This is a genomic window from Microseira sp. BLCC-F43 (genome assembly GCF_041929235.1).
In the GTDB taxonomy this organism is placed as follows: domain Bacteria; phylum Cyanobacteriota; class Cyanobacteriia; order Cyanobacteriales; family Aerosakkonemataceae; genus Microseira.
In genome coordinates, this window is the sequence record NZ_JBHFNP010000142.1 from 11,634 (window position 1) to 23,461 (window position 11,828).

Annotated in this window: 6 protein-coding genes; 2 read left to right on the forward strand and 4 right to left on the reverse strand. The window is 43.4% G+C overall.

Features of this window, described 5'->3' with window-relative positions:
• Nucleotides 1–245: 245 nt before the first annotated feature.
• Nucleotides 246–6,755 (reverse strand): VWD domain-containing protein, encoded by a 6,510-nt coding sequence (locus ACE1CM_RS19940; RefSeq protein WP_374879643.1) that lies wholly within the window; start codon nt 6,753–6,755, stop codon nt 246–248.
• Nucleotides 6,756–6,962: 207 nt separating this feature from the next.
• On the opposite strand from ACE1CM_RS19940, the gene ACE1CM_RS19945 reads away from it, so the two are divergent.
• Complete coding sequence (locus tag ACE1CM_RS19945) at nt 6,963–8,621, forward strand: NB-ARC domain-containing protein (protein WP_374879645.1); 1,659 nt, start codon at nt 6,963–6,965, stop codon at nt 8,619–8,621.
• A 243-nt stretch (nt 8,622–8,864) separates the two neighbouring features.
• Nucleotides 8,865–10,211, forward strand: a complete 1,347-nt coding sequence (locus ACE1CM_RS19950; RefSeq protein WP_374879646.1) for a WD40 repeat domain-containing protein — start codon at nt 8,865–8,867, stop codon at nt 10,209–10,211.
• Between the two features lie 176 nt (nt 10,212–10,387).
• Here the strand turns inward: ACE1CM_RS19950 and ACE1CM_RS19955 are convergent, their stop codons facing one another.
• The 3 genes from ACE1CM_RS19955 to ACE1CM_RS19965 all read right to left on the reverse strand — a co-directional run bounded on the left by ACE1CM_RS19955 (nt 10,388) and on the right by ACE1CM_RS19965 (nt 11,799).
• Nucleotides 10,388–10,621, reverse strand: coding sequence for a type II toxin-antitoxin system HicB family antitoxin (locus tag ACE1CM_RS19955; RefSeq protein ID WP_374879648.1), 234 nt, complete (start codon nt 10,619–10,621; stop codon nt 10,388–10,390).
• A gap of 135 nt (nt 10,622–10,756) precedes the next feature.
• A complete protein-coding gene (gene apcB, locus ACE1CM_RS19960; RefSeq protein WP_374879649.1) occupies nt 10,757–11,266 on the reverse strand; it encodes an allophycocyanin subunit beta in 510 nt (169 codons plus the stop codon).
• Nucleotides 11,267–11,505: 239 nt separating this feature from the next.
• The gene (locus tag ACE1CM_RS19965; protein ID WP_374879651.1) at nt 11,506–11,799 is read right to left on the reverse strand and encodes a hypothetical protein; all 294 of its coding nucleotides are present in this window, start codon (nt 11,797–11,799) and stop codon (nt 11,506–11,508) included.
• Nucleotides 11,800–11,828 lie beyond the last annotated feature (29 nt).

Genomic DNA, 11,828 nt, shown 5'->3' on the forward strand with positions numbered 1-11,828 from the left:
CTGCAACAGATGCGGCGCGATCGCGTTGCAAATAGAAGTGTAATTATCAGAAACCCAGTTTATTGAATAATACCTTCGCCAATTTTCTTTACCGCCCACACGCTAAAGCATGTGGCTACACAAACCAAGCAAGGCGTAGCAGGCTAAAATTCTTACAGCCCGCCTTCGCGGGCTTTGTTTGTATAGCGACACCCTTAAGGGTGTCGGATTTGGAGAAGGTATTGTTGAAGAAACCGGGTTTCTCATCACCCTGCAAGCAAATTCTTATCCGCCGCACTCGGTTTGCGTCCTTCAATTTGTCCCCACTCAATAAAGTGTGCAAACCCGGTGCGGAATTTGCGCTTTTCTACCGCTTTTTTCACATCGGGATTTTCTTGGAGATAATAATCTTCATCGAATTGCAAGCGTTTCGGGCTAGGAGCGATTGCATTGGGTTTGCGTGATTCAAATTGTCCATGTTCGATGAAGTGTCTCAGTCCATTGCGGAACTTTCTTTTTTCCACTGCTGCTTTCACATCAGGATTTTGGGCTAAATAATAGCTTTCATCAAACAACCAAACTCGGAAATCGCGATTTTCTTTTTCTCCATGTCTGACGAAGTGAGAAAAACCATTTTTGAATTTGCGCTTTTCTACTGCTGCTTTAACGTCTGCATGTTGATCGAGATAATAAGCTTCGTCAAAGACTAAACTTAAGCCACCGCCTCCAGCAACGCTATAAATAACTGAGTCTTGATCGTCTTCGTTGGGGTTATTATTATTGGGGATAGAATCGGGGTCAGTTTCTCGCGCTGCTGTCACGGCGGCTGTGTTTGTATTGGGTGCGATCGCATCAACTTTAGCAACTATATTCAAAGTGCGACTAATCGCATCTCTCATATTACCAACATCCCAGATTCCGGTGATACTATCATAAGTCCCTTGTTCGGATGAAACGGATACTAAACTCATTCCTGGCGGCAACAAATCGCTGACTTTAATTTGGCGACTAATTCCCGCGCCATTATTGCTGACAACCAGGCTAAAAGTAACCAAATCTCCTATGTAAGGAGTGGTGCTACTGCTAGTCTTAATTAACTGTAGATCGGCGGGGGTGGAAGTGGGTCGATAAATTGCACCAAAAGCTGTATTGCCAAATACAACAAAACTCTTTCCAGGTGCGTTATTAAATAAGCTGCCAGGACTGCCAATAATGACATCATCGAGTCCATCGCCGTTAATATCGCCTGCACCGCTTACAGAAGTTCCAGATAAGTCATCGGCAGCGACACCGTTGAGGAAAAAGCCGTTGTTTCCATTCAAGTCAGCATAGTTGATATTGGCGGCGAAACCTTGATTTGTGCCAAATAAAATATAGGTTCTGCCTGCGGCGTTGTTACTACCAACCGATGCACCAGAAGCACCAATTGTCAAGTCATCAAAGCCATCGCCGTTGATATCTCCCACAGCGCTAACGGAGATGCCAGAACGTTCGTCTGGTTCGATGCCATTGAGGATAAATCCGTTGTTTCCATTAATTTGGGAAAGGTTGAAAACGGCTGGGAATTGCGTTTTGCTGCCGAAGATAATATAAGTCTTGCCAGCGGCAATATTATTGTTAGCATTGGCTTGGGAAATGCCAACAATTAAGTCATCTGCACCGTCGCCGTTGATATCGCCTGCACCGCTGACGACGGTACTGGTATTAATCTCGATGCCTTCGATGACAAAGCCATTTTTGCCGTTAAGTTCGGCGCGGTTTAATACTGGAGAAAAGCCAGTTCTGGAACCGAAAACGACGTAACTCTTACCAGGTATATTGCTATCGGGATTTGCGCCATCTGTACCGACTATTAAGTCAGCCATGCCATCGCCGTTGATATCGCCGACGCCGCTAACGGAACTGCCAGAATTGCCGTCAGTTTCGTTGATGACAAAGCCGTTTGTGCCGTTAATATCTGAGGCGTTGAGGCTGGCGGGGAAACCGCCTTTGCGACCGTAAATGATATAATTCTTGCCAGCAGAACTATTCAAGGGGCCGGGAGCATTTACTAGCAAGTCATCTAAACTATCGCCGTTGATATCGCCGAGTTTGCTGACGGCTAAGCCTAAGTAATCAAATTCGTTGACGCCGTTGAGGACAAATCCATTGTTGCCGTTTAAGTCGGATAAATTGAAGCGGACGGGGAAGGGAGTTTTACTGCCAAATAGGATGTAAGTTTTGCCTGCATTATTTTTACCGTTTGCAGTTGCGCCGAATGCGCCGATTGCGATGTCATCGAGTCCATCGCCGTTGAGATCTCCGGCACTACTAACGGCACCGCCGCTGAAGCCATTGGCATCAATTCCATTGATAATAAAGCCGTTGTTTCCGTTGAGATTGGCTGGGGTAATGTTGGCGGGGAAACCTGCTTTACTGCCATATAAAACGTAGCTTTCTCCGGCGGCGTTGATGTTGTTGGGATCGGCTCCAAATGCGCCGATAATTAAGTCGTCTAAGCCATCGCCGTTGAAGTCGCCGATGCTGCTGGTGGAGACTCCGGAAAAGTTTCCGGCATTATTGCCATTGATGACAAATCCGTTGTTTCCGTTGAGGTTATTTAAGTTGAAAACGGGGACGGAGATGGTGACTTTGGAAGTGCTGGTTTCTTTGCCGTCGGTGAGGGTGTAATTGAAGCTGTCAATGCCTGTAAAATTGGCGGCTGGGGTGTAAATTAATTGGTCGTCGCTCTGGTTGTCGGGTGTGGCGTTATCATCGAGTTTGATTGTGCCGCCTTTGGTTGTGGTTTGATCGAAGTTGGCGATCGCCAGCGGTACTCCGATTGTCCCTTCATCGTTACCCAGCACGTCAATTTTAACGGGGGTGTTGGCGGATGTGCTGGCAAAGTCTTCAAATGCTCTGGGTGGGATGGCGATAATGAGTACGCTGTCGGGGGTGAGAGAGGCGATCGCTGCTTCCAGAATACTGGGGTCAAAATTAGTCAGTACGAGGTCAATAATGGCAGCTTCGCGGATGGCAGGATTTGTAATAGAATTGCCAATTAGTTCCTCTGCTTTTTGAATATCTGCGGCGCTTAAATCTTTGAGAGTAACTTTCTGACGCGGGAAGTTTTTATTGGTAAAAGTATTGGTGTCTTCACCAGATTTGTAGTCAAACAAAGACTCTCCTTGAGAGATGCGCCAGCTATCAGCATATTCGCCATAAAGTTGTCTGAAAGGAATCGGCGTACTCAGAACAGTGCCATCGCGTTTAGCAAGGTCATCTTTAGGATCTCCGTTGAAATTGCCGAAGAGTCCTTTAATTTGTCCTTGTCGTTCTTTAGTCAGGAAAACGTTGATATTAACGCGACTACCGACTGATGCTACTAATTGATCGCCTGTGCGATAGACAACTGTATAAGTGCTGCCTTCACGGTAGATGCGACCATCTCCGATAATCAGAGAATCATTATTAGCAATATTAGTGGGAACGCCATCGATTAAAAGTCCTCGATCTCTGTAAATAGCGATGCGTTTTCCACCCAGAACAGTAGCGATCGCTGAGTTATCGGACACATTACTAAGTGGGTTATTACCAAGAGCCTGTTGTCGCACCTGAATTTTTAAGTCACCGCTGGTTGATTCAACTAATGTGAATTCCCCGGCTGCTTGGAAGTCGTGATATTGTTTGTCGAGGGTGATAATGCGGGGGTCGTTGTAAGTTTGGCCTTTATCTTTGGGAGATTCAGGTGTCTGATCGTCGTCAATGATTGTGCCTGTTGCATCAATTTCATTCACTCCCTCTACGAGAGGAGTACCATCTTGTTTTGTCAGGACAACGGTGAATTGTTCAGTTTCTTCTTTTTGAGTATCTCCTACTATTGGTACTAAAATAACACCACTGCCTCCAGCAGGAACACTTAAATTACCACTGGTTGAAATGTAGTCACTACCTGCTGTAGCTGTACCATCAGCAGTGTTGAATTTGATTTTAGCTGGTGCATTAGGAGTGCCACTTTGAGTAACATCAAAAACAGCATAACCTTTGGTATCAACTTCTTGTACTTGCTTAGGAACCTGAATTACTTGAGTATTAGCAAAAATTAAGTCAGGATTAGGGATGTTATTTTGAAAAGCAATGAAGTTATAGGCATTAGGAGATGCATTACCAAGTCGGCTAAGGGCAATTTGTGACAGTGTATCACCTGATTGCACTGTGTAAGTTTCCCATTCATAGTATTTACCATCAAATTGAAAGTAGGCTTTGCCAGCACCTGGTGGTGGGTTATTCCCTTCAGTTGCCTGTGTGTCTGCAATTGAAAATGCTAGGTTGTAAGGAATTTTATATTCTTTCTCGATAATCAGGTTCTTTTTAGCATCAGCTTGGGGATTGCGATCGTCCTGTTCAATTCCAGGGATTTCCGAGGTTTTAATTGTCTTGATTTTACGAGAATCAACTGTTGGATCGCTGGATAAAAAAGGTATAGGATCGGGGTCGCTACCTACTAAAGTAAATGGCGGACTTGCAAGACCGTCTTTGGGCAGTTTTACTGATAAAGCAGGCCCAAATGAATTTTCAAAAAATTTTGTTCCTGCCACAGTAATACTGCCACCTATTTGAAGTGCTTTACCATCTATTGAACCCTGAAGTACAAGACCTATATCATTTTTAACTTCACCGACTAGCTCATACTTAACCTTTACTTTCATCACTCCAGATCCCTCAGATGGTGCTGCGATCGCAAAGGAATCTCCTAAAGATTTTACTTGACTCTGTTTCCCTCCATCTACTAATCCTTCGTCCACGGATACTGTCACATTGACTTTTTCAGGTATAAATGAGAAGTCTTGTTGTAGAGCAAATCCTGCATTGGCTTGAATGTCTAAAATATCGCCACTTATAGCAATATTATTTCTATCACTATTAGCGGCTTTTTTCGCCTCTTCAAATTGTTTTTGTGCCTCTTCTGCTTCCTTCCTATCTTGTTCCGCTATTTGTCTTATCCTTTCAGTTTCTTGTAAGGCTAATTGTTGACCTTCTGGAGGTATAGTCTTCAGGAGATCCAACTGTTTTTGGAGATTTTCTTGTGATTTATCAGCTTTATCTTTAGCTGTTTGCGCTTTTCCTTCTTCTTCTCCTGTATTAGGATACTGGATTGAAAAACCAAGACCTTCTAGCTTAATCCCCGTAGGTAGAAGCGCTTTTTGTAATCCCAAATAGACTGGAAACCTAGAAAGAAGAATCTTATCTAAATCTAATCCAAAATTCAATACATTTTCCGATCTGCCTGTAGCAGCAATAGCTGGCAGTTGACCAGAAGTTTCTGGTATTTTTCCAGGGCTTAGAGATTTTATCTCAGGAGGTTTAGCACTAATTTTACCACCTAAAAGATCAAAATTAATTTGACCAGCTAAAAAACTAGCGATGTCCAAATTTAATTCTGTTTTACTTAAAGTACTGCCTACATCTATTCCATTTAATTTGATTGGTTCATCGAAAGGTGTTTTAATTTCAATGTTTTTGAATTTGACATCATCTAAAGTTAGGGCAAACTTAAACCCGGCATTCGGTATTTCAAATCCTGTTGAACCATCATTAATATCGTTAAATAAAGCTCCGTTTACTTGTGGATTGCCTACTTTAAAGGTAGAAGTTTTGTTGTTGCCGAGTTCGTTTGGTAATTCTACGTTGATATTGACTGGATCAGAAAATTTAGCTTCTCCAAAGTTGCCAGGAGTAGCAAATAATTCGCTTTTCAGGCTGGATTGTACGCCAAATTCATATTTCACAAAACCATTGTCAAAGTTTTGTTGAATTGGCTGTTCTGGAATTTTTTCGTCAATTAATGTAATTTTATACTCCTTACCAGGATTATCAGTCCAATTTTTAATACCACCAGCAAAAAAGTTGAGATTATCTGATTGATTTTTTTGCTCGATCGCTACCACTCTCCCATCCAAGAAGAGGACAACAGAATCGTCCTCAGTCTTTAATGTAGATAGTTCTGGCAAAATCAATTGGTTCCCTTGAAGCAGATCGGAAAAAATTTCTCCTTCATCTCCAGCAGCATCAGTAGTATTAATCTGCGAGTCAATATAATGCCCATATTCTTCCAGGAAAACAGATGCAATTGCACCCGCATCCTTCTGACTCACCAACTCTTGGGACAGATAAATAGTGTTCGTCGCAGCAGCAAATGCACCATTAGCGCCATTAATCTCACTTGAATAACGAATCGCGATCGCCGGAAAGCTGCTAAAATCTCCCACAGACCAAGCTTGAGCTAAAGTACTAGCAATATTAGCGTCGAAGCTATTACCAAATGCCACCCCCATCTTTGTACTAAAATCTGGGGAAGTTGCAAAGTTTTTCAGCATATCTTGAGCAGTTTGTACAGCCGCTTGTGCAGTCAGGATATCGCCTGCTACCATTCCGGTGAGGGAGTCGCGATCGCGCAGCGTGCCGTTAGGCGTATCGCCTATTTGAATATCCTCAACATTATTACTTTCGCTCGACAAGCTACCTTGTTGTTGCCCCTGTAGCAACCAATTTTCAGGGGAAGTAGAGACGTTACATGTAACGTCTCTACTTGTCGTAACGTCTCTACTTGCAGATGCGATCGCATCCCCACAACAACCTTGACCTAAATCTTTATAGACTTCAATATTACTTAAACTACCTCCCCGTTCTCTTAACATCAGCGGATTCGGCAACAATCCATAGACATCACTTATGCGATCGTTGTTCTCACTCAGAGTTGAAGAGGCGGTTGTCAGAGGATTTTGATCTTCAAACATGTTCGTAATTAACCAACGCTAATGTTAAGAAAAATGAATAATTTAGCGCGATCGCTCGCAACAGCCCTGAAATTTATTTCAAGGCATTTGTAAGGCCACTTGCGATTATCCGTTCTACAGTAATAAATTTTCTTGCTAAAGTCGCGATCGCTTCAGATCAATGGTAAACTGATCCCAAAAGAGGTTGACAAATAACGAATATAGTGCATGATAGGGTTGAAAGCATCCAAGCAAGGACAAGTAAAAATCAAACAAGCTAGGGAAACAAGAGGATGGACGGTGAGATATGAAGACACCACACCTCTCAAAGAAGCCAGCAAAGTTTTAATTGAACAACATCGGATGGGAAATAACTGGAATCCTAACGATTCAAGATGGCTGCGAGATTGGGAAAAGCTGTTTCGAGTCGAGCAAAATCGAGATATCAATGCCATTAAACTAAAAGTTTTACAATCTCAACAAGGTTCAATCTTAGAACGGATTGAAAACCTGATCGATGCAGGCGAAATTCTTGCTAAAGATATTTCTTATGGAACTTGGAGTCGATTTGCTTGCTTAACTACAAGACACGCGATTAAAGCCAGATCGTTTAAAGCTTACTGTCAGATTTTAGAACTGGATTGGCAAGAAATTGTTGAACAAACAAACCTCTCCCCAACCCCTCTCCTGCAAGGAGAGGGGCTTTCATTACACCCCCCTCGCCTCGCAGGAGAGGGGGGCAGGGGGGGTGAGGTCGATTCGCATCAAGATTGGGCTTCATCACACCCCCCTCGCCTCGCAGGAGAGGGGGGCAGGGGGGGTGAGGTTCCACATCAAGATTGGGCAGATGCGCCGGATGTCCCTACTTTCTTTGGACGAGATGCAGAATTAGTCACACTCAAGCAATGGATACTTGAAGATCGCTGTCGTCTAGTCGCGATTTTGGGCATCCGTGGGATTGGCAAAACAGCGGTGTCGGTAAAATTAGGGAAAGGCGGAATTGGGAAAACCGATCTGTCGCTGAAATTGGCGCGATCGCTTCAAGATGAGTTTGAATATGTCATTTGGCGATCGCTTCTCAACGCCCCACCCGTGACGGAAATTATCGCCGACTTGATTCAGTTTCTTTCCCAGCAACTTTCAACCGATCTACCAGACAGAATAGACAAGCAAATATCGCTCTTACTCCAATATTTAAAACACCATCGCTGTCTGTTAATTTTGGATAATGTAGAAACAATCCTAGAAGCAGGTAATTCCGCCGGAAAATGCAAACCAGGATATGAAGATTACGGGCAACTGTTGGAAAAAATAGGAGAAGTACCCCATCAAAGCTGCTTAATCTTAACCATCCGCGAAAAGATCGATAAAATTGAGCGATTAGAAGGAAAGCATAAACCAGTTCGTTTCTTACAATTAAAAGGTTTGGAGGCTTCTGAAGGACGGCATATCTTTAACGAAATCGGTGATTTTTCTGGTTCAGATGACGAATGGAAACAATTGATTGAATTTTACAATGGCAATCCATTAGCTTTAGAATTTGCCGCCCATCATATCCGAGATGAATTTGCAGGCGATATTTCCGAATTCTTGCGACAAGGTAAACCTATTTTCGCCCATCTGCGGGAATTATTAGATTGGCACTTTGCGCGATTGTCCGATTGCGAAAAAGAAATACTGTACTGGCTAGCCATACATCGGGAGCCAATTTCTGTTGCAAATTTGAAGGACGATATTGTTTCAAGTATCGCCAAAGAAAGAGTGGCGGAGAGTTTGCGATCGCTCCACAACAAACTCCCCCTGGAAAAAAGCGAAAACCGTTTCACCCTTCAACCCGTATTAATCGAGTACATCACCGAGAAACTGATTGAAAAAGTATGCCAATAATTAGAAACAGGCGAACTTGAACTATTTAACAGCCACGCTTTAATTCTCGCTTCTAGCAAAGATTATATCAGAGAAAGTCAAACCAGAAACATTCTCGATCCAGTTAAACAAAGACTCATTGATAGTTTTCACAGTCAAGTCAACCTAGAAAATCATTTTAATTGTATCCTCGCAAAATTACGCGAAGCTTCTCCCCTTAAACCAGGATACACAGGCGGAAACATTCTGAATCTGTTATGTCATTTGAAGGCTAATTTAAAACATTACAATTTTTCCCATCTTACCATCTGGCAAGCTTATCTTCAAGGGATAAACTTACAAGAAGTTAACCTTTCCTACTCTGACCTCAGCAAATCAGTTTTTACGCAATCTTTTGGCGGAATTCATGCCTTAGCATTCAGTCGAGATGGAGACTATTTTGCCGCCGGGGATTCTAACGGTCAAATTCATCTATTGAGAATTGAAGATGAACAACCCATTGCCACATTTCAAAAACACGGATGGTGGACGGTATCAATTGCTTTTAGTCCAGATGGTAAAAAATTGGTCAGTAGCAGTATCGATGGAACTCTCAAACTTTGGGATTTTAAGACAAGGCAATGCCTTCACGATTTAGCAGGACATACTAATTGGATTTGGACGGTTGCGTTTAGTCCGATCCCCCCTAACCCCCCTTACCAAGGGGGGCATGGGGGGATCATAGCCAGTGGTAGTAACGACAACACCATCAAACTTTGGGATGCTGACGCGGGTGAATGTATTAAAACTTTAGACGGGCATAATGGTTGGGTTTTGGCAGTTGCTTTTAGTCCTGACGGTAAAACAATTGCTAGTGGAAGCTATGACAGAACAATCAAGCTGTGGGATGTCGAAACAGGGAAATGTCTTAACACATTTCAAGGGCATGAAGATGCAATTTGGTCTGTTGCTTTTAGTCCGATCCCCCCTAACCCCCCTTACCAAGGGGGGCAGCATGAGGGGATTTTAAACCCCCCTTACCAAGGGGGGCATGGAGGGATCTTAGCCAGTGGCAGCGATGATCGCACGATAAAAATTTGGGATGTTACAACTGGAGAATGCCTCCAGACTTTACAGGGACACAGTAATAACGTCAGATCGCTTGCTTTTAGTCCTGATGGAAATTACTTAGTTAGCGCTAGTGAAGATAGTACTTTAAAGCTTTGGAACATTATTACCGGCGAATGTCTTAAAACTCTTCAAGGACATACAAGTTCAGTTTGGTCTGTAGGATTCAGCTTCAACGGTAAATTTATAGTCAGCGGCAGTCACGATTGTACTTTAAAACTCTGGGATGCCAGCACGGGAGAATGTCTGAATACTTTACAAGGACACGCCGATCAAATCAGAGCAGTTGCTTTGAGTTCCGATAACCAAACTATTATTAGTAGTAGCTCAGATGCGACAATTAAGCTTTGGCACGTCAATTCAGATAAATGTTTGAAAACCCTCAGAGTACCTAGACCTTACGAAGGTACAAACATCGCAGGAATTAAAGGTTTAACCGATGGTCAGAAACAGACACTTCTGACTTTAGGTGCAGTCGAAAATGTGGCAGAATTATATGTTTAATAAAAACTCTTCCTTTCTCTTCTCTCTGCGTCCTCTGCGCCTCTGCGGTTCATAAAATAATAATCTTTTGTACGGTGTGTTAACGCAGCGCAGGGTATCAAAAACTTTGTAGATGGTGCGTTACGCTATCGCTAACGCACCCTACTAAATCTTCAGCACCCGATAATCTCTTGATTCTAGGCATATTCTGGCTGTAATTCAAAAGTTAATATTATTGTCGGCTTTGCCACTAATCCAAATTCTGCCGGATCTTCATCTTCCAAATGGAGAGTAACTGCCTCAACGAGATTATTTGCCACTTCATCTAAAGTCTCTCCCTGGGTCACTAGGGAGATTTCTAAGCACTCGGCTACATAACCTTTTTGTTCGCCCGGACGGATAAACGCATTAATATTCTGTCGTAATTTCATAGTTTATCTTTGGTTGGCTCAAGGTGTTCAATACAACAAGCGATCGCACCCCCTCCCCTCATCAGGAAAAACGCGCGATCGCTCCAATTTCAGAATTCAGATTCAATCTAAAATCCAAAATCCCAAATCTGAAATTTACGTATTTTGTTCGCTAAATTCCCGCGTCATGTGGTCAAAAGGTTGATCTACAAACGAGGTATTGGCAATTCCCGCCTCTGCCGCCAACTCTTTCACGATATCCTTCATAATTTGGATACCGCGAACCGTTGGTCCAATCGGTACGCCCAAGGAATTATAAGTTTCCCGCAATCCTTGCAGCACCCGTTCGTCCAGGACGTTGGTATCGCCTGCTACCAGCGCATAGCTAGCATAGCGCAGGTAATAATCCATATCCCGCAGACAGGCGGCATAACGGCGAGTGGTATAAGCGTTTCCACCAGGACGAATTAATTCTGGCAGTTCATCAAACAATTTCAAGCCTGCTTGCTTGACAATTGTCGCGGCATTGCTATTAATTACAGCAGCGGCGGCAACCCTTGCCGTACCCGTGGCAAAATAATCTTTTAACTTATCCAGGCCATCACGGTCTAAATACCGACCTGTAATGTCGTAATTTCTAATCAGCGTTGTGACTGCATCGCGCATGAAATTGATCTCCGATGTTCTATTGGGGGTTTTGCTATGGCTGAATTACTTTGCTTGCCTGGGAAGGTTTGTTACTATCAGACAGGCTCAAGCTTCCGACAATTGAAGAATCGATACGATCCAGGAACAGCCAGGAAGCACAATTATATTGGCGTTTGATTGCTAGCCGATTGTAGTTTACAACAAAACAGACCCCCAACTTTGAAGCGCCATCGCTTTTGGGCGTGCTTGTTACAAAACTAAAAGATAGCCTTTTCTCTGACGCGACTGCTACTATAACGACTATTTCGGCTTTGAAGCTTGCTTTGCCCAACCTCACCGAACCAGTGGGTAGGCACCTTCGGCATTACGTTTAACTCTTCTGGATATCTCGGCTGCGGGTCATTCACCAACTGGATCGGCGGTACCATCATCGGGTCGTATTCGGCGATCGTATCGACCACACCGGGGCGCTGCTTCAGTTCCACCCGCTGTCCTGGTCTGTACTGGTATGCCTCTTGCCTTTCCCAATCCGCCTGCGTGTTAAATGCCATTGTTATGCCCGCGATAAACTGTAGTTATT